The following is a 19,380-nucleotide window of genomic DNA, read 5'->3' on the forward strand; positions in this document are numbered from 1 at the left end:
GACCCTCTAGAAACTTAGATGCTTTCGCGCGACTCCTTGATTTCCTCATCGGTGACCTCTTCGGCTGCCTCTGAGGACATCGGCACGATGGTCGGAACAACCATCGGGCTGCGACGCCATTTCTGGTTAATGACGCGCTCGGTGCGGCGACGAACTTCCTGAGCCATACGGTATGGATTGTTCTCGCCACTGCCAGCCAGGTCAAAGAGAGTATCGTCAACTACCTGCTCGACGGTTGCGAGCACTTCCTTGGCGTCGTCCGAGTAACCGCGAGCCTGAGCCCGTGGCTTCTCCAACGGACGACCAGTGCGGTTATCAATGACGGCTGTGACGGTGATAAGACCACCTTCACGCATTTCAGCACGGTCTGCCAGCACGTCAGCGTCGACGTCACCCATGGTGACGCCATCAACGTAGAGGTTACCAACCGGAACCTGGCCAACTACACGAGCGCGGCCGTCAACGAGGTCGACAACCACACCGTTCTGAGCGAGGACAACGTTTTCTGGCTTCACACCAGTGGACACAGCCAGTTCCTTGTTGGCACGAATGTGGCGCCACTCACCGTGAATTGGCATGACATTCGACGGACGGGCTGCGTTGTAGAGGAACAGCAGCTCGCCGGCAAACCCGTGACCGGAGGTGTGAACCTTGGCTTCCTTGCCAGTGATAACCGTGGCACCAATCTGGGCCAACATGTTAATAACGCCGAAGACCGCCTCTTCATTACCCGGTACCAGCGAAGAACTGAGGATAATCAGGTCGCCATCACGAACGGTAATCTGACGGTGCTCACGACGGGCCATGCGAGACAGCGCAGCCATTGGCTCACCCTGCGTACCGGTAGTCACCAGCACGACCTTGTGGGGCGCCATGCGAGCGGCCTCGTTCATCTCCACGATGGTGTTCTCTGGCGCGGTCAGCAGACCCAACTCCTGCGCGATACGCATGTTGCGAATCATGGAGCGGCCGTTGAACGCGACCTTTCGTCCAGACTTGACAGCTGCATCGATAACAGCCTGAACGCGGTAGACATTCGACGCGAAGGCCGCGACGATAACGCGCTGCTTTGCGTCCATAATCAGACGACGCAGGGTCGGAGCCAACTCCGCCTCGGAACCGGAGAAGCCCGGGATTGTGGCGTTGGTGGACTCACACAAGAAGAGGTCGATTCCCTCATCACCGTAGCGGCTCAGCGCCGGCAGGTCAGTCGGCTTTCCGTCCGGCGGGGTCTGGTCCATCTTCACGTCACCGGTGTGGACAACCATGCCAGCTCCGGTCTTAATGACGATGCCAAGGCACTCCGGAATCGAGTGGTTGACATTGAAGAAACGCAGATCGAACGGACCACGCTGAATGTGGCTGGTGTCGTTGACCTCGATGACCTTCGGGCGCTGACGGTGCTCCTGTGTCTTGGCCTGAATCAGTGCCAAGGTAAAGCGGGAAGCAATAATCGGGATGTCCGCGCGCTGCTTGAGCAACCAAGGGATAGCACCGATGTGATCCTCGTGACCGTGGGTGACCACGAGAGCTTCCACGCGATCCCACTTGTCTTCCATGTAGGAGAAGTCAGGCAGAATCAGGTCAACACCCGGCTCATCCGAGCTCGGGAACAGCACGCCACAGTCGACGATAATCAGTCGGTTTTTGTACTCCAACACGGTCATATTGCGACCGATTTCGGAAATACCACCCAGCGCGACCACGCGCAGACCGTCCTTGGGGGCCTTTGGCGGCGCGGGCAGACGTTGCGTCAAGTCTGCACCCTGCATCGACTGCACTACGTTACGACGGTTACCGCCACGCCCGCCACGGCCACCCCGCGAATTATTTCCGCGGTTACCGCCACGGCCACCGCGACCACCACGAGAACCGCGGTTGGAAGAATTCGACGAACCTTGGGACTTCTTAGCGTTGCCGGCGTTCTTACGATCACCGGAACGCTCAGAGCGCTCGGAACGCTGCGAGGACTTCGAGCCGTTGGAATTAGCTCCACCCTTGTCGGAGCCCTTGGATGCAGAGTTCTTGGACTGCTCTGCTGCAGCCACGTCAGACTCGGAAGGCGGACCGGCCTTACGAGTTACCTTGCGGGCGCGATTGCGTCCTTCAGCCACTACAGAACACCTGCCTTCCGCATAGCTTCTTCAAGCACCTCAAGCTGCTGGTCATTTGCTGCAATTTGCGGCAAGCGTGGATCTCCTATCTCAATGCCCTGCAGACGCAGAGCGGACTTAGCAAAACTTACACCGCCAAGTGCAGCCTGAGCGGCAAACAGCGGAGTCATCTTTGCGTGGGCAGCCTGCGCACCAGCAAGGTCTCCCTTGTCAAAGCAAGAGCGCACCTCAGCCAGCAGCTGCGGGGCTGCATGTCCAATAACGGAAATGAACCCGGTGGCGCCAATCGACAGCCACGGAAGGTTCAGCACATCGTCACCGGAGTACCACGCCAAATCAGTATTAGCGATAATGCCGGCGGCAGCTCCCAAGTCCCCCTTGGCGTCCTTAACAGCCTGGATTCTCGGGTGCTCCGCCAACCGGTAAATGGTATCAACTTCAATCGGAATAACCGAACGCGGCGGAATGTCATACAGGCACACCGGAGCCTCGGTTGCGTCGGCCACCGCCGTAAAGTGGCGGTACAGGCCCTCCTGGGACGGCTTGGAGTAATACGGCGTGACGACGAGCAGCGCATCCGCGCCCGCCTCCACAGAAGCCTTTGCCAGCTCAATGGACCCGGCCGTGTCATTGGTGCCGGCACCGGCCACAAGCTTGACCTTATCGCCCATCTCTGCGCGGACAGCTCGGAGAAGCTCAAGCTTTTCCTCAACGGTCGTAGTAGGCGACTCGCCAGTAGTACCGGCCAGAATGAGTGCATCGCAGCCGCCGTCTACAAGATGCCCAGCGAGCTGCACACCTGCCTTGACATCGAGGTTTCCGTCCTTATCAAAAGGGGTCACCATAGCTACGGCGACAGTGCCGAAAATGTCAGCACCGCGAGTTGACGCAATTCCTGTGCTCATTGTTGACTACCTTTTCTTAAAAATCTCAATCGACTATATCTTCACACTGTACGTGCGATTACCCCTCGAAGGCGTAAGGACTCGACGCGACGACCGACCCATCCTTCAGAGTGTTGATCTCAAAATCCCCAAAAGCAACAGGAGCGCAGCGCTGCAGCTCCCGCAGACAAGCCACCGCCAACTCCCGAATTTCAGCATCGGCATGCTCGGTCGCACGCATCGAAATGAAGTGGCGCCAAGACCGGAAATTACCAGTAATCACGATTCGAGTTTCGGTGGCATTGGGCAAAACCGCCCGGGCTGCCTGGCGTGCCTGCTTTCGCCGCAAGATAGCGTTGGGCTCATCGGCCCACTTCTCTTCCAGTGCGTCTAATAACTCACCATAGGCGAAACGGGACTGATCAACCGCGCTTTCGAAAACTCGCAATAGATCCGGGTCCTCCGCAATTGCGGGAGGAACCACAACATTGTTGGAACTAGCCGGCACAAACCGCTGCGACAACTGCGAAAAGGAAAAGTGACGGTGCCGTGTGAGTTCATGTGCACACGAGCGCGACAGCCCACGGACATAGATGCTTGCACTTGCGTGTTCAAAAAGTGAGGTGTGGCCTACCTCGAGCACATGCCGCAGATATCCCCTATTCGTCGCAGTTCGCGGATTGGGCTTGTCCCACGTTTCATAACAAGCCCGGCCAGAGAACTCAATTAATGCTTCCCCACCGTCGGCATCGGTATCAAAGTCGATGTCCTCAGGTGGGAAGAAATTGGTCGAGGCAATCAGTTGCGCCTTGAGAGTGACGTTTTCAGACATTTTCAGTGAACTCCTGGCAATTACAGTCCCAGGAACGGCTCCAGTCCCACAGTCAGGCCCGGAAAATCCTCAATTTTACGCACGCCCAGCAGCACACCCGGCACAAAGCTGGTGCGCGAGTAGGAGTCCTGCTTGATGGTGAGCGACTGTCCTTCAGCGCCGAAGATAACGGTCTCGTGAGCCACCGAACCGGTCATGCGTACTGCGTGTACCGGAATGCCCTCCACATCAGAACCGCGAGCGCCCTCGAGCGTCTGTTCAGTGGCATCGGGCTGCTCCCCCATGCCTGCTTCCTTGCGAGCACGGGCAATAGCCTCAGCAGTGTGGATAGCGGTGCCCGAGGGGGCATCCTTTTTAAAAGGATGGTGCATTTCGATAACTTCAGCGGACTCGAAGTACGGAGCGGCTAGCTCTGCCATCTTCATGGTCAATACTGCAGAGATTGCGAAGTTCGGTGCAACAAGGACATTGGCGGCACCGTCGGCGTCGTCAAGCCAGCGCTGCACCTGATCGAGGCGCTCCTTGGTAAAGCCCGTGGTACCCACGACGGCGTTGATGCCATTCTTAATACAGAACTCAAGATTGCCCATCACAGCGTCGGGCTGAGTAAAGTCAACAATGGTCTGCACACCAGCGGTGACAAGTTCATTCAGGTCATCGCCCGAGTCGAGACCCGCTGCCAGCTCCAAATCGTCGGCGGCATCAACTGCCTCGCAGATGGTGGACCCTACCTTGCCCTTGGCGCCAAGTACGCCGACCTTGATATTGCTCACAGCTCTCTTGTCCTTTCCCAACGGGTTCATCTCTATCCCTTACCTTAGAATGTGTTGGGCAACATGTGTGCCAATGCCCCCCGTCGGCTTTGCCGTTTTGTCGGCTTACGATGGGGATTTTCTTGCGCTAAGCCGCAACATCTTTGAAAATTACTTTTTCAGTACCTATATCTAGAAAGTGACTTCTCTTGGTTTCTGAATCTGAAGATTCCGAATTGAGCCCAAGTTCGGAAGCAGCACAGGCCAAAGCGCCGAAAAACGCTTACATGGCCATTTATGTGCTACTAGCTGCGGCATTTATGGCTATCTTGAACGAGACGGTCATGAGTGTCGCAATTCCCGTCGTTAAGGCGGACCTTAACATCAGCGCAGCGACTGCCGGATGGCTGACAACGGCATTCCTGCTGACCATGGCTGTTGTCATTCCAGTCACTGGATTTCTCATTGCCTCAGTGCGCTTCCGCACTCTTTTCGCCATCAGCCAGGGGCTATTTGTCGTAGGCACTCTCATTGGTGCCTTCGCGCCAGGTTTTGCAATCGTGCTGCTCGCACGCGTTGTTCAAGCCTCCGGCACCGCAGTGTTGCTGCCACTACTGATGACCACGGTTCTCAATGTGGTACCGGAACATGAGCGCGGTCGCATGATGGGACGCATGAGCATAGTCATCGCCGTCGCACCTGCTATCGGCCCCACTTTCTCCGGTTTAATTCTGGAGATTGCAAACAACAATTGGCATGCGCTCTTCGACACGATGCTGCCGCTCGGCCTGATTGTGCTCGTGGTCGGTGTCATCCTCGTGCCCAACATCGAGGAAAACTCCGCCAAGCCCATCGATATTCTCTCGGTGTTCCTCAGCGCAGGCGCATTCGGTCCGCTCGTGTATGCGCTCAGCCGTGTGGGTGCCGAATTTTCGCTTATCGACGGAATCCTCTGCGCAGCCGGAATCGTGCTACTGGTGCTCTTCATCATGCGTCAGCGCCGCTTGGCACCACGAAACCGAGCTCTGCTGGACCTTCGGACCTTCCGTACCAAGAGCTTCACACTGTCCACAACCATCCTGACTTTCGGCTTTATGCTGATGTTCGGTGTGATCATCATTCTGCCGCTCTACCTCAACCTGCGCGGTGTTGATGTCAAGACCATTGGACTAATTGTGATGCCCGGCCCGCTGATTATGGGGCTTATGGGTCCGACTGTTGGCCGCCTTTTCGACACCTACGGTCCGCGTCCGCTGGCAATCCCTGGTTCTATTGTTCTCGCCCTCGGTCTCTTCGGGCTCGGCTTTATCTCGGCGTCCACTCCGCTGTGGTGGATTGTCGCCTGCCACATCGTCTTTGAGATCGGTCTGGGCCTGCTGTTTACTCCACTGTTCACATTCGGCCTTGGCGATCTTCCCAAGAACCTCTACCCGGATGGCTCAGCGATCCTGAACACGCTGCAGCAGGTTGCAGGCGCGGTTGGTACTGCACTTTTTGTCGCACTGTCGACTGTCATTGCCGCGGGTCTTTCCGGCGCTGGTGCAGCAGCTCCTGCAACCGCCGACCTGATTCGTGGCTATAGCATTGCGATGTTTACCGCCGCGGGGCTTGGCGTGGTGCTGATATTCCTGACCACGCTGCTCAAGCCGCAGCGGAAGAAGATCGCATTGCAGTAGCCCCCCCGAGACCGGGAGTAATACCGCCTAGACTAGGCGGCTTGCTCCCGGCCCCGGATTTCCAACGAAAAACTCCGGTTCCGGCATTCCTCGGTCACGGAAAGCCGACGCAACTGCATTCGCTGCAGCATTGACACGGTCGTGTGGCAGCAGCGCAATGGCACTGCCACCAAAGCCACCGCCAGTCATTCGGGCACCGAGCGCGCCCTGCTCAAGCGCTACGTCTACAGCAATATCCAGCTCTGGACAGGAAACTTCGTAGTCATCCCTCAGCGAAAGATGGCTTGCCACCATCAAAGTGCCAAAAGCCTCGAAGTCCCCCTCGGAAAGCTTTTCAATCGCCTGTGCCGTCCGGTCAATTTCGGTAACAACGTGACGCACTCGGCGCGCCACCGTATCAACCCACTGATCCCTATCTGCCTCAGCTGGGACGTTCTCCTTCGCCCAATTGATAGCAGCACCAACTGCATCATCCAGGCCGCGGAAATCAGATGCCCCAACACCATTTTTCACGGCATCAATGATTCCGCGACGCGTCGCATACTGACCATCCGAGAGACTATGTCGAACATTGGTGTTGATCACCAAAATTTCTAGATCCTCGTCTGCGAAAGCAGCCTTGACAAGCTGGTCAGAACTCTTCGCAAAGTCAATGGCCAGTGCATGTTTTTCCTTGCCCTTGATGGATATACGCTGATCCAGACCGCCGGTAGAGGCACCAACGACCTCATTTTCTGCGCGGATAGCCGCCTCAACAATTCCCTGCTGCTCTTCATCGTTTGGTGCACGACCGTGGACGAGTTCAAAGGCTGCAACGCCGACAGAACACTCCAGAGCGGCGGAGCTAGACAACCCAGAGCCGACCGGCACATCGGAAGAAATCGCAATGTCAAGGCTTGGGCAATCTGCAGGCAACAGCCCTGCCTCACGCATAGCCCAGATAGTGCCAACTGCGTATCCCGTCCAATTTGCAGGAGAGTTCGGACCGACATCGGACATTGCGATATTAACCGGCCTGTCACCGTCTGCGGCATCGTCCTTGTCCATCAAGTCCGAAACGATTCGCACTGTCCACGAGTCCCTGGCATTCTGAGCACCCACCGCTGCAAAAGTACTCTGCGCCAACGCGAATGGCAGACAGATGCCATCGGCATAATCGACATGTTCGCCAACTAGGTTGACTCTGCCTGGGGCGCGAAAGACACCCTGTGGTTCCGAACCGAAGCTGCGCCGAAATTGCTCTGTTACATCAGATACGGCCTGCTTATGGGGACGAGTGCGCAGCCAGCGAGTCTGGCCAAGCTCCCGGAAGCGGTCAGCGATTGCCTCTGGTGTTGTATCCGAAATCCAGGCTCCTTGCCCGGACTCTGAACCAGCGAGGAATTTCATGCGTCCTGCAGAGCGCATCATGGAATAGAGCTGCAAATGGAGGCGCCCAAACTGGTGATCCTCGCCTACCGGAGCTTGGTTCCAGGCAGCGATGTACGGCGTTTTATCGATGCCGGGGAAGAATCGGTCAATACGTCGCAGCAGGTCAAGATACATTGCTGCCAGTTCGTCCTTTTCCGCATCGGTCAGCTCCTGGAAGTCACCGACAGCGCGATTTGCCATCAGCATGACTTCGACTGGCCACTTAGCTGCAGCTGGGACGAATGCGGTGAAGTACTCCCCTTCTGCGATGATTCGTCGACCTGAAGCCTTTTCGGCCTCCAGGACATCATCAAAAAGGTCGCGGCCGGTGGTTTCAAAGTGAGCCTTCGCGCGTGCAGCGATGGCCGCCGCACGAGATGGCAGATAGGGGTAGGAGTAAATCTGCCCATGGGGATGCTGCAGTGTTACCCCAATTTCCTTGCCCCTGTTTTCAAAGGGGAACACCAACCGCACACCTTCGAGCTTGCTGAGTTCCGCAGTGCGGTGCGCCCACGCTTCAATAACGGTGCGAGCACGAGTGAAAGTCAGATCCCGGAAGGAGTCCGAAACATTCGGGGTAAAGCAGACAACCTCACACCGAGCCAAGGCCGGCTTCCGCGGGAAAATCTCGGCGCCGTCGACAGTCTGAGCAAAGTCATCCGGAACTTCCATGTGCATAGAAAGCGATGGGAATCGGTTTTCAAAAACCACCACGTCGTAGTCGCTGGCAGGCACCTCTGTGGGAAGTTGTCCCGGCAGCGTCGGAGCTAAGGGGTTCTCGCCAGCAGGAGGCATAAAGGTGCGGTTCATGCGGTGTGCCGCGTAGCAGTACCAATCACCTGTCAGCGGATCTTGGCGCAGCTCCGACTCTGTAATCGCCTGTGGCAAATCACGTTCGTCGGTTAATTTTCGGGTCTTCTTGCCCGAGACATAGTCCGGTTCATCGTCGAAGTAGATTAGCTCGCGACCGTCGGCAAGCGTAGTGCGCGTTACCGAAAAAGCGTGAGAGTGCTGGTCGTCGGTTGTCATTTATCCTCCTTATGATTCTTCGACAACCGTTGGGCGTAGTTTTGCCCAGGCATAGAAAACGATTGCAAAGAGGAGCAGGGCTATTCCGCTGTACAGGTTATACGTCGGCTCTTTGGCAACATTGGTCTCAGGGTTGACCCCAGGATCGAGGAACAACCACGATAGCAGCAAAATGATGCCGTAAAGACCAAGCATCGCCCCAATGACGTTGCGAATGTCAAAGGCACCTGCTTTCTTTTTACCGGCGCTGACAGTCGCTTTTACAGTTGAGTTGTTTTGCGTCCGTGACATGATTTCTCACTAGCTCCTATGCGAAAACGATGTTGAGAACTACGGCCATCACCAGGCACAAGATACCCAGCGGAACAGTTCGCTGTAGCAATGGCAGCTCTGCCTCAGCAGCGTCTGTGAAGTGAGCCTTTGGGGTGACGGATTTGACGAAACCGACCAGCTCCTCATCGGGTTTCGGCCTTGTCATGAGAGAAACGACGACGGCCACCACAATATCGACGACGAATGCCACGGAGGCGGCAGCGAACGCAGTGCCCTGCCCCGGTAGCTCAAAGATAGTTGCGCTTGCCGACGTGAACTCGGAGATGTACCAGTACAAGATTGCAGCGCCCGTTCCTGCAAGCAGAGACGTCCAACCTGCTGTCGGCGTCATGCGCTTCCAGAACATACCGATAAGGAAGGTAGCGAACAACGGTGCGTTGAAGAAGCCGAATAGAGTCTGCAAGTAGTCCATGACATTGCCGAAATTATCGGCAATCAGTGCGGTGAACACTGCGATGCCGGTCGCGCCAATGGTAGCGATACGGCCAACCTTGAGGTAGTAATCATCTGCTCGATTCTTCACGACGTAGGTCTGCCAAATGTCGTAGCTAAAGACTGTATTGAACGCGGAAATATTCGCCGCCATACCTGCCATAAAAGCTGCTAGCAGCCCTGCAATAGCGATGCCCAGCAGGCCGTTGGGAAGCAGATCTCTCATTAGGTACAGAATTGCGTCGTTAGGCTTGGCGGTCTGATCCATGATGGGTGCGACGGTGGCGCCGGCGATCATGCCCGGCAGCACGACGATGAACGGGATGAACATCTTCGGGAAAGCACCGATGATTGGAGTCTTGCGGGCGGCCGACAGTGAGTCGGCGGCCATGGAGCGCTGAACTTCCACGAAGTTGGTTGTCCAGTAGCCAAACGACAGCACGAAGCCGAGGCCAAAGACCAGTCCAATGACGGAAATCACGGGGTTATCAAAACCGGAAATATCCGTGCCCGGCCAAGTGTGGAAGTGCGATTCAGTGGCAACTTTTTCCTTCAGCCCGGACCATCCGCCGACGCTGTGCAGGCCGATCAGAGTCAGTGGCAACAGAGCTGCGACAATCACGAAGAACTGAAGTACCTCGTTGTAGATTGCTGCGGACAGTCCGCCCAGCGTGATGTAGGACAGCACGATGACTGCGGCGACTACCAACGTCAGCCACAGCGGCCAGCCGAGTAGCGCATTGACCACTTTGGCCAGAAGCAGAAGGTTAATGCCTGCAATCAGCAGCTGCGCGATAGCGAAAGAGATTGCATTGACCAGGTGTGCACCGGGACCAAAACGACGCAGCATGAACTCCGGAACTGAGCGAACCTTGGAGCCATAGTAGAAGGGCATCATGACAATGCCCAAAAACACCATGGCTGGGACGGCACCAATCCAGAAGTAGTGCATGGTCTGGAAACCGTATTGCACACCATTTGCGGACATGCCCACGATTTCCACGGCACCGAGATTGGCTGAGATGAACGCCAACCCCGTCACCCAAGCCGGCAGTGAGCGCCCCGAGAGGAAAAAGTCAATGGAGCTGGACACTTTGGCTCGTGCAGCCCAGCCAATACCGAGGACGAATAGGAAGTACAGAGCAACGATGGAGTAATCCACCCATGTCGCGTCGAGTCTTAAGGCTGATTGCGCCACTATCACGACGGCCTCCTTGCGGTTAGGCGGTTGATACGTATTCAGAAAATGCACGAATAGGGATTTCCCTTATTTCGGCACCTGATATGGCGCACGCCCAACAATGGCCATGAAAGTGGCTAGACCTACCGCAAACCGTAGGGGCAAATCGCCACTACCCTGCACAAAAGGAAGACCTATTCTTTTACATTCGTCCCCTAGTGTAGTTTCCTTTCTTAATTCAAGGTGAATTAATTAAGACGGATTTAACCCAGTTGAGGGGGCTGCAGTCCTCTGAGCTGAGTAAAACTATTTTCCGCCCGTCTCCGCGCGCAGTCCCATGGCAAGAGTTTTTGTCTCTCCAGCCTGAAGTCGCAGCAACCCGGTTCCGGAGCGGAGCGCATCTGGCGGACATGTCATTGGTTCCACCGCAATCGCATTCCCGTGCCCAGGGAATCCTTCTCGTCGTCCAGCGTCGGCAACATAGACCTGGAAGAACCGGAATTCATCATCGGCCCAGAGCACAGCACCCTTGCCATTTGGTCCAACCAAATGCGCTTCACGACGGCGCGGTGAGCCATTCTCGGCTGTTTCCTCGGCAGCAAGGAAGCAGTGATCCAGCCACAGTCCATCCAGAGATACTCCCTCTCGAAGGCTGGGAATCACTGTCTCCGCTGGCACCGCTGGGCCAGCGGGCAGGTTTCGAATTGGTTCCAGTGGCAGGTTTTTATCAACGGGCAACCGAAGTGTGCAACTGTCGAAATCAGCGCCCAAAGCGCTTAGGTAAGGATGCCAGCCCAGACCAAACGGGCACTCCCTATCGCTGCGATTATGCACTGTGAACTCAGCCGATAGGCCGTCTGTAGCGGTGACTTGCCAACGCACGGTCATACCGAGTTCCCAAGGCCAGCCCGACTGCGGCTCAACTTCCACATGCAAGGTGACGCTGCTGTCATCAGCATCGACCACGGTCCAAATGCGATCTGCAACAAACCCGTGAATAGCATTCGCCCGGGACGGCTCCGAAATATCTAACCGATGGACTTCCCCACCGAAGATAAACACTCCGTCAGCGACCCTGTTCGGCCACGGAGCCAGGAGCGTACCTGCGGACAACGGTGGATTGAATCCCTTGGGATAGTCTGTCAGCAGTGGCAGACCACAGTACTCCAGTGATCTCGGGCCACCACCGAACTGGGAAATACTTGCGACGTAGTCACCGGCGGAAATGTCGATGAATTCATGATCGTGCGCGACAAGTTGCATGCGCAAATCACCTTCCACGTGGGTTCGAAAATTAATCCCTTCGAAACCCGAGATTAACCCAAAACAAAAAGCGCGGTTAGGTCAATTTGTGACCTAACCGCGCCATCGCTACTCGCGTTGTCGGAGGCTACATACAGCACATCCTCCGTCGCCAAGCATTAGTCGTCCTCGACTGGAACCAACGAAATCTTGCCGCGGTTGTCGATATCAGCGATTTCGACCTGAATCTTGTCGCCGACATTGATGACATCCTCAACCTTCTCGATGCGCTTGTCGCCACCGAGCTTGGAAATGTGAATCAGACCGTCACGGCCCGGAGTCAGGGAGACGAAAGCACCGAAAGCGACAGTCTTCACGACAGTTCCCAGGTAGCGCTCGCCCACCTTCGGCAGTTGCGGGTTAGCGATTGCATTAATCTGCTCAATTGCAGCGTCCGCAGCCTTACCGGAAGTTGCCGAGACAAATACGGTGCCATCGTCCTCGATGGAGATATCAGCACCGGTTTCCTCGGTGATGCCGTTGATTGTCTTGCCCTTCGGGCCGATGAGCTCACCGATCTTGGACGCCGGAACCTTAACGGTGGTGATCTTCGGAGCAAGACCGCTCATCTCGTCCGGAGACTCGATGACCTCGGCCATGGTGGACAGGATGGCCAGACGTGCGTCACGAGCCTGGGACAGGGCATCGGCCAGAACCTTCGACGGAATACCGTCGAGCTTGGTGTCCAGCTGCAGTGCGGTAATGAAGTCCGCAGTACCAGCGACCTTGAAGTCCATGTCACCGAATGCGTCCTCGGCACCGAGGATATCGGTCAGCGCGACGAAGCGGTTCTCACCGTCAACCTCGCCGGAAACCAGGCCCATGGCGATACCGGCAACCGGAGCCTTCAGCGGCACACCGGCGTTGTACAGCGACAGAGTCGAAGCACAGACCGAACCCATGGACGTCGAACCATTAGATCCAAGGGCCTCGGAGACCTGGCGAATGGTATACGGGAACTCCTCACGGGACGGCACGACCGGCAGCAGAGCGCGCTCAGCCAGTGCCCCGTGACCAATCTCGCGGCGCTTCGGAGAGCCAACACGACCGGTCTCGCCGGTGGAGTACGGCGGGAAGTTGTAGTGATGGATGTAGCGCTTGGAAGTAACCGGGGTCAGCGAGTCAATCTGCTGTTCCATCTTCAGCATGTCCAAAGTGGTGACACCCAGAATCTGGGTCTCGCCGCGCTCAAACAGCGAAGAGCCGTGGGCACGCGGAATCAAGCCGACCTCAACGCCCAGGTCACGAATGTCGGTAACACCGCGACCATCGATGCGGAAGCCCTCAGCCAGAATCTTCTCACGGACAATCTGCTTCATCACTGCGTTGTATGCAGCGCGAATCTGCTTAGATGCAGCCTGCTCGTCGACATCATCGGAGACGAAGCGCTCCAGCAGCTGCCCCTCGACGTCCTCCATGTACTCGTTGGTGGCGTCATCTCGATCCTGCTTACCCGGGATGGTGAGCAGCTTGGCCAGCTTCTTAGCAGACTTCTTCTCGACTGCATCAAAAATCTCATCGCTGTATGCCGGGAACAGCGGGAACTCCTGCGTTTCCTTCGCTGCGCGCTCAGCCAGCCCCTTCTGTGCCTCACACAGAACCTTGATGTGCGGCTTTGCAGCCTCGAGGCCCGCGGCGACGATGTCCTCAGTCGGTGCCGGTGCGCCGTCAGAAATACGCTTGACGACGGTCTCCCCTGCTCCGGCCTCCACCATCATGATGGCGACATCTTCGACGTTCTTACCGCGACGCTTACGGGTGACGATGCGGCCAGCGACGACCATCTCGAACAGAGCCTGCTCGTGCTGCTCCTCGGTCGGGAAAGCGACCCATGCACCCTCCGGATGCTTGTCATCGGCGACAAGCGCGATGCGGACACCACCGACAGCGCCGGAAACCGGCAGCCCGGAAAGCTGAGTTGCAGCTGACGCGCCGTTGATTGCGACGACGTCGTAGCAATCCTTCGGATCCCAGGACATGACGGTGACGACAACCTGTACCTCGTTGCGCAGGCCCTTGACGAAGGTCGGGCGCAGCGGACGGTCAATCAGACGACATGCCAGGATGGCGTCGGTGGACGGGCGGCCCTCACGGCGGAAGAACGAACCCGGAATCTTGCCCGCAGCGTACATACGCTCTTCAACGTCGACGGTCAGCGGGAAGAAGTCAAAGCCCTCGCGGGGCTGGTTGGAAGCGGTGACGGTGGACAGGAGCATGGTCTCCTCGTCCAGGTAGGTGGTCACCGAACCATCGGCCTGACGAGCCAGCTGACCCGTTTCAAAGCGAATGGTGCGGGTGCCGAAATCACCATTGTCGATGGTAGCAACGGCCTCGGTAATACCGAAATCCTCATCAAAGAAAAATTCAACAGCCTTGCTGTTGGCCATAGGTTTCTTACTCCTAGAAATAGCGGCGATCATCGATGTCGCCTGTAAAAGATCGAATGAACTTCGTTTGCGTCACGCATTCTACCAGCTAACGCAGAAAGTTCTCGTATTGGACGGATCGGAGATCTCTCACTGCCATCTGGGTTCTTGCACCTACGCGGGGTTCTAGGAGTTTGCGGAGCGGGGGCACTTATCGATGACTTCTCTTCACTCATCGATGGATTACCGTGTCTTGTCGACGAATTACCGTGTCTTATCGATGGTGCCCCGACACTTATGCGCACGCTGTCGATCAGCCCCCTCCACATGTCGATGAGGTATTCACTTGTGGCCACGCTACAGCGCATCGATGAGTGAATACCACAACGACAAGTGACCAAAAAGACCCGCCGTGAGCTTCCATTCAATGGAAATCCAAACGGCGGGTCTAAAAGCTTAAAAGCCTTGAATTAACAGAGCAACTTACACCAATGACGCTCTGACAAACAGGACCTTAAGGGAAACCTTAGCGGCGCAGACCAAGGCGCTCGATCAGCTTACGGTAGCGCTCAACGTCATTGTCCTGCAGGTACTGCAGCAGGCCCTTGCGGCGACCGACCAGCAGCAGCAGACCACGACGAGAGTGGTGATCGTGCTTGTGGAACTTCAGGTGCTCGGTCAGCTGACGAATACGAGCGGTCAGCAGTGCAACCTGAGCCTCCGGGGAACCGGTGTCGGTCTCGTGCAGGCCGAACTCCTTGAGAATCTCAGCCTTTTCTGCAGTGTTCAAAGCCATGTAAATCTAACTCCTTGAATCAAATTATGGTCGTTTTTTCAGTCCACATTCTCGGCTTTCCCGGAACCAAACAGCGTCTGGCAGCTGGTTCCTCGCAACTACTTGTGGACCGCAGTCACAGCCGACGTTTTACTTTAACAGCTAATCGGTCTTTGCCAAAATGGCCTCGGTGTCTACTACGTCCTGGTTCATCCGGTCAATGAGCTCCTCGACCGAGTCGAACTTCTCCATTCCGCGAATCCGATCGACAAACTCAACCTGCCCGGCGATGCCGTAGAGGTCCGCGTGACGGTCAATCACGTAGGCCTCGACCGTTCGATCAGTGTCTCCAAAGGTCACATTAGTGCCCACCGACACGGCTGCTGGGTAGCGCACCCCAAACTCGATATCGCCCTTCGGGTCCGGCTCCGGGCGGGCTGCCGTCGGCTGAGCCGTAAACCATGCCGCGTAGACACCATCAGCCGGGACTGCCAAGCCCTCAGCGAAGTCAATATTGGCGGTCGGAAAACCCAGCTGCGCTCCCCCACGCCCCTGACCGGGAATAACGTCACCATCGACACGGTAGAAGTACCCGAGACACGAGGCGGCTGCGGACACCGCTCCGTCGGCAAGCAAACCGCGAATACGTGTCGACGAAACGCGTTCGGTCGAATCCGCGGCAGTGACGTCGAGGAGGTCGACGATGGTGACGTCGACCCCACACTTACGGCCGTGCTCCGGCATAGTCTCGGCAGTACCTGCGGCCTTCTGCCCATAGGTGAAGTTCTGGCCAACAAAGACGGCCTGTGCATTCAGCTTGTCGCGGATAACGGTGCGTACAAAGTCTTCTGGGGGGATGCTGGAGAAGTTCTTGTCGAAGGGCACGACGAGCATGGCATCAATTCCCTCCGCTTCTGCCAGCTCGGCACGACGGGACACGGTGGACAGTGCCGGCGGCACCTTATCCGGGGCAAACAGCGCTACGGGGTTGGGGTCGAAAGTCATCAACAGCGACTTCACGCCACGAGCGCGAGCGTCACTGACCGCAGCAGCTATCAGGCGCTTATGCCCTAGATGAATACCATCGAACACTCCGATGGTTACGACCGTGTCCCCCAGGTCTTCGGGTGCATTGTCCAAGCCATACCAAATCTCCACAAAGAGCTAGTGTAACTGGTCACCGTTTAACACACCGCATATAGCGCAACATAGGATTGCGTCTATGACCGACTTCGATCCGATTGCAGACTCCGGCATTGTCATCGTCGACAAGCCCCAAGGCTGGACAAGCCACGATGTAGTGGGCAAACTCCGTCGAATCTTCCGCACCAAGAAGGTCGGCCACTCCGGCACCCTCGACCCAATGGCCACCGGTGTGCTCGTCCTCGGCATCGGCCGCGGCACGCGTTTCCTACCCCATGTCCACGCGGACACGAAGTCCTACCAAGCCACCATTCGGCTCGGCGCTGCCACACTTACCGACGACGCCGAAGGCGAGTTGCTCTCCGAATCGTCAGCGGCATCGGTGACCGATGAAATGGTTCGAGAGGAAATTGCGAAGTTCACCGGCACGATCATGCAAAAACCTGCGGCGGCATCCGCAGTGAAGATTGACGGTGTCCGCGCCTACGAGCGCATCCGCCGTGGCGAGAAGGTCGATATCCCAGCGCGCCCGGTGACAATCACCCGCTATGAGGTTCTGGACATCCGCCACGACTCCAATCCTTCCCGTCCCGGGGAGTGCATCGATATCGACGTGGAGGTCGACTGCTCTGCTGGCACTTTCATCCGCGCCTTAGCTCGTGACTTGGGGGATGCACTGGGAGTCGGTGGTCATCTCACCGCTCTGCGACGTACTGCCGCCGGCGTTTTCACTATTGAAGAAGCATTGACTATCGACGAGCTCACAGCGAAAGCCGAGCAATTCGACACCGCCAATCCAGAAATTGCTGAGATGCGACGCCCCCTTCCGGAGCGCGCCGCTTCCTTGCTGCCGATGAGTCTGGACGCGGCCTGCCTGCGTTGCTTTGATTCCCGCGAAATAACTGAACAGCAGGCGGCTGATTTGGCTCAGGGCAAGTGGCTGGAGCCAATCGGAAAACCTGGAGTCTATGCGGCGGTGTCTCCGACGGGAAAGGTCCCGGCGCTGCTCACAGAATCCGGCAAACGGGCCAAGACGGTCTTCGTGGTACGCCCGGCCACGCTGTAACTACTTCTCAAGGCTTTTAACACTGCTCGAGCCACACCGCGGTGGCAACGACGCCTGCGCCGCGGGCCCAGAAGCCCTTTACTCCGCGGAAGGCGTCGGGAATCTCACGGTGAAATGTTAGCTGTAGAGGTCCGCCTGCGAGTCCTCGGGAAAAACCTCGCGCTGCTATCCGTCTCTTCCTCGGTTGCACGGAAACTTCGTCGAAGTCTAGCCACTGCCCGACTATCGGCTCCCAGAGTTTGTACACTGATTCCTTGGCGCTAAATTGCACCAGCGGATCCAGGCGAGCTTCGTCAGTGCGCAAGACTGCATCGATGATTCCTAACTCTAGAGTCTGCTCGACCTCGACATCGATGCCAATCCCCTGCAGCTGTTCAGCGCTCGCGGACACAGCTGCCACGGCCCCGTCGCAGTGGCTAATTGACCCCACGACTCCTCGCGGCCACAGCGGCGCTCCAGTGGTCGACACGCCAATCCCACCTGGGGCAGACTCTCCTAGCCGTTGCAACGCCTCATGTGCAGCGAGGCGTCCTCGGGTGAAATCACGGATTCGAGCAGGTGCTGCACTATCAGACAGCCTCAATTCAGCACTACGGAGCTGCTGCAATTCCGCATCACTAAAAGGACGCTCGGCATTGGAGTCAATGACCAGCCGGCTACCGGCGGGTAAATGCCCGGCCAGGTACTCCTGAACGTCGGCAAGCACACTCATGCGCTGATGCCGTACCATTTCTCTCCACGGAAACGGGTAGCGACAAAGATGAGTCGCAGAATCATGAATGCCAAGAGACCACACCATACGCCGGTCAGCCCCCAACCAAATGCCTGAGCCAGCCAGACCGGCGGGAGGAATCCGCACAGGACCGCGCTAACGGTGGCGTTACGGAGGAAGGCTGCATCGCCGGCGCCGAGCAACACGCCATCGAGCGCGAAGACGACACCGCCGATAGGAATCATTGCGACAAGAATCCACCATGGTCCGGCGGTGACTGCGTCAATCACGCCTATGGAGTCGGTAAAAATGCGGACGATATTGGCATTACCCACTGCGAAGACGGCCGCTAGGCCGAGAGCAATGACGCTTGACCAGACAGTAACTCGCTTGCCAGTCCAGCGGGCAACGGCCGTGGAGCTACCGCCCAACGCTGCACCGACGAGCGTCTGTGCAGCAATCGCTAGCGAGTCGAGCACCAACGAGATCAGATTCCACAGTTGCAGCATGACCTGGTGCCCACCTAGCGTGGTCGGCCCAACGCGGCCAGCAACCGCGGCGGCAGAGAGGAACGCTACCTGGAAGGACAAGGAGCGAACGATGAGATCGCGACCGAGGACCAGCTGGCTTTTGATAATGGCGCCATTCGGGCGCATGGAGAGCTTGCGGTTAGAGCACTCCTTGAAAAGACTGCGGAGGAACAGCCCGCCGGTAATCAATTCGCCGAAAAGGACGGCCATTGCAGAGCCCTCGAGACCGAAGGCGCGGACTAGAGGCACAATCACAATGGCGGCCGGAACAAGGCCTGAGAGCACAAATAGCAGCGGCGAGCGGGTGTTTTGGATACCTCGTAACCAACCATTTCCAGCCTGCGCAATCAACGTCAGCGGAATGGCGAAAGCAGCAACTCGCAACCATTGCCCGGCATCATGAGCGACCTCCGGATGAGGAGCTAACCAACCGGTAAATACCGGTGCCAACCCCACGATGATGGCAAAGAGGCTAAGGCCCACAAAGATGGCGACCCACGTCGCTTGCACCCCCTCTTCGACCGCCTCGTCCACGTTGCCCCTGCCAAAGGCTCGCGCTGATCGGGCAGTCGTGCCGTAAGCCAAGAAAGTAAGCTGCGTAGTTACCACGGAAAATACCGTCGAACCAGCAGCAAGCGCCGCAAGCTGGACGGCTCCGAGCCGACCGATGACAGCCGTATCCAGCAGCACATAGAGTGCGGGCGCAGCAAGAACGCCCAACGCTGGCAGCGCCAGCGAAACGATTGCGCGAAGGCTGACATCTGACTTCGCACTGTGCCCGGTTCGCTCTATGCCAGTTTGCTCAATCTCAGTGCGCTCCTGAGTTTCTCGCGAGTCCGACAAT

15 protein-coding genes are annotated in these 19,380 nt (G+C 57.2%); 2 read left to right on the plus strand and 13 right to left on the minus strand.

Annotation, left to right across the window (positions count from 1 at the left end):
- Window positions 1–14 precede the first annotated feature (14 nt).
- From I6J19_RS08990 to dapB, 4 genes are read right to left on the minus strand one after another with little or no spacing between them, the layout of a single operon-like run.
- Window positions 15–2,114, minus strand: a complete 2,100-nt coding sequence (locus tag I6J19_RS08990; RefSeq protein ID WP_038628746.1) for a ribonuclease J — start codon at window positions 2,112–2,114, stop codon at window positions 15–17.
- Window positions 2,114–3,019, minus strand: a complete 906-nt coding sequence (gene dapA, locus I6J19_RS08995) for a 4-hydroxy-tetrahydrodipicolinate synthase (protein WP_038628744.1) — start codon at window positions 3,017–3,019, stop codon at window positions 2,114–2,116. Before dapA ends, I6J19_RS08990 begins: the two co-directional genes overlap by 1 nt.
- Window positions 3,020–3,077: 58 nt before the next feature.
- Window positions 3,078–3,830 (minus strand): FAD-dependent thymidylate synthase, encoded by a 753-nt coding sequence (gene thyX, locus I6J19_RS09000; RefSeq protein ID WP_038628740.1) that lies wholly within the window; start codon window positions 3,828–3,830, stop codon window positions 3,078–3,080.
- A gap of 20 nt (window positions 3,831–3,850) precedes the next feature.
- Entirely contained in the window at window positions 3,851–4,603 is a 753-nt protein-coding gene (dapB, locus tag I6J19_RS09005; RefSeq protein ID WP_038629577.1) for a 4-hydroxy-tetrahydrodipicolinate reductase, read from the minus strand.
- 266 nt (window positions 4,604–4,869) lie between these two features.
- On the opposite strand from dapB, the gene I6J19_RS09010 reads away from it, so the two are divergent.
- Window positions 4,870–6,258, plus strand: a complete 1,389-nt coding sequence (locus tag I6J19_RS09010; protein WP_235191250.1) for a DHA2 family efflux MFS transporter permease subunit — start codon at window positions 4,870–4,872, stop codon at window positions 6,256–6,258.
- A gap of 27 nt (window positions 6,259–6,285) precedes the next feature.
- Here I6J19_RS09010 and galK read toward each other — a convergent pair whose 3' ends face one another.
- The 7 genes from galK to I6J19_RS09045 all read right to left on the minus strand — a co-directional run bounded on the left by galK (window position 6,286) and on the right by I6J19_RS09045 (window position 16,243).
- Entirely contained in the window at window positions 6,286–8,697 is a 2,412-nt protein-coding gene (gene galK / locus I6J19_RS11060; RefSeq protein ID WP_081914019.1) for a galactokinase, read from the minus strand.
- Between the two features lie 9 nt (window positions 8,698–8,706).
- Window positions 8,707–8,988: a hypothetical protein gene (locus I6J19_RS09020; RefSeq protein WP_038628733.1), complete on the minus strand. Its 282-nt coding sequence runs from the start codon at window positions 8,986–8,988 to the stop codon at window positions 8,707–8,709.
- A gap of 16 nt (window positions 8,989–9,004) precedes the next feature.
- Window positions 9,005–10,666, minus strand: a complete 1,662-nt coding sequence (locus I6J19_RS09025) for a sodium:solute symporter family protein (protein WP_187402601.1) — start codon at window positions 10,664–10,666, stop codon at window positions 9,005–9,007.
- A 282-nt stretch (window positions 10,667–10,948) separates the two neighbouring features.
- Window positions 10,949–11,905, minus strand: coding sequence for an aldose 1-epimerase family protein (locus tag I6J19_RS09030; protein ID WP_049181206.1), 957 nt, complete (start codon window positions 11,903–11,905; stop codon window positions 10,949–10,951).
- A 158-nt stretch (window positions 11,906–12,063) separates the two neighbouring features.
- Complete coding sequence (locus I6J19_RS09035; protein WP_038628721.1) at window positions 12,064–14,331, minus strand: polyribonucleotide nucleotidyltransferase; 2,268 nt, start codon at window positions 14,329–14,331, stop codon at window positions 12,064–12,066.
- A 505-nt stretch (window positions 14,332–14,836) separates the two neighbouring features.
- Window positions 14,837–15,106: a 30S ribosomal protein S15 gene (gene rpsO, locus I6J19_RS09040; RefSeq protein WP_016422594.1), complete on the minus strand. Its 270-nt coding sequence runs from the start codon at window positions 15,104–15,106 to the stop codon at window positions 14,837–14,839.
- Window positions 15,107–15,247: 141 nt separating this feature from the next.
- On the minus strand, window positions 15,248–16,243 hold the full coding sequence (locus I6J19_RS09045; RefSeq protein ID WP_038628719.1) for a bifunctional riboflavin kinase/FAD synthetase: 996 nt from the start codon (window positions 16,241–16,243) through the stop codon (window positions 15,248–15,250).
- A gap of 64 nt (window positions 16,244–16,307) precedes the next feature.
- Here I6J19_RS09045 and truB point away from each other — a divergent pair, with 64 nt between their 5' ends.
- Window positions 16,308–17,294 (plus strand): tRNA pseudouridine(55) synthase TruB, encoded by a 987-nt coding sequence (gene truB, locus I6J19_RS09050; protein ID WP_038628717.1) that lies wholly within the window; start codon window positions 16,308–16,310, stop codon window positions 17,292–17,294.
- A 16-nt stretch (window positions 17,295–17,310) separates the two neighbouring features.
- Here truB and I6J19_RS09055 read toward each other — a convergent pair whose 3' ends face one another.
- A complete protein-coding gene (locus tag I6J19_RS09055) occupies window positions 17,311–18,024 on the minus strand; it encodes a 4'-phosphopantetheinyl transferase family protein (protein WP_038628715.1) in 714 nt (237 codons plus the stop codon).
- The gene (locus I6J19_RS09060) at window positions 18,003–19,379 is read right to left on the minus strand and encodes an MATE family efflux transporter (RefSeq protein WP_080972860.1); all 1,377 of its coding nucleotides are present in this window, start codon (window positions 19,377–19,379) and stop codon (window positions 18,003–18,005) included. Before I6J19_RS09060 ends, I6J19_RS09055 begins: the two co-directional genes overlap by 22 nt.
- Window position 19,380: the final 1 nt, after the last annotated feature.

The sequence above is a fragment of the Corynebacterium amycolatum genome, assembly GCF_016889425.1.
Lineage (GTDB): Bacteria > Actinomycetota > Actinomycetes > Mycobacteriales > Mycobacteriaceae > Corynebacterium > Corynebacterium amycolatum.

Excerpts from the sequence above, each read along its gene's own strand:
- dapA (WP_038628744.1), bottom strand. The coding sequence starts at position 3,019 with ATGAGCACAGGAATTGCGTCAACTCGCGGTGCTGACATTTTCGGCACT.
- thyX (WP_038628740.1), bottom strand. The coding sequence starts at position 3,830 with ATGTCTGAAAACGTCACTCTCAAGGCGCAACTGATTGCCTCGACCAAT.
- I6J19_RS09010 (WP_235191250.1), top strand. The coding sequence starts at position 4,870 with ATGGCCATTTATGTGCTACTAGCTGCGGCATTTATGGCTATCTTGAAC.
- galK (WP_081914019.1), bottom strand. The coding sequence starts at position 8,697 with ATGACAACCGACGACCAGCACTCTCACGCTTTTTCGGTAACGCGCACT.
- I6J19_RS09020 (WP_038628733.1), bottom strand. The coding sequence starts at position 8,988 with ATGTCACGGACGCAAAACAACTCAACTGTAAAAGCGACTGTCAGCGCC.
- I6J19_RS09030 (WP_049181206.1), bottom strand. The coding sequence starts at position 11,905 with ATGCAACTTGTCGCGCACGATCATGAATTCATCGACATTTCCGCCGGT.
- I6J19_RS09035 (WP_038628721.1), bottom strand. The coding sequence starts at position 14,331 with ATGGCCAACAGCAAGGCTGTTGAATTTTTCTTTGATGAGGATTTCGGT.
- rpsO (WP_016422594.1), bottom strand. The coding sequence starts at position 15,106 with ATGGCTTTGAACACTGCAGAAAAGGCTGAGATTCTCAAGGAGTTCGGC.
- truB (WP_038628717.1), top strand. The coding sequence starts at position 16,308 with ATGACCGACTTCGATCCGATTGCAGACTCCGGCATTGTCATCGTCGAC.
- I6J19_RS09055 (WP_038628715.1), bottom strand. The coding sequence starts at position 18,024 with ATGGTACGGCATCAGCGCATGAGTGTGCTTGCCGACGTTCAGGAGTAC.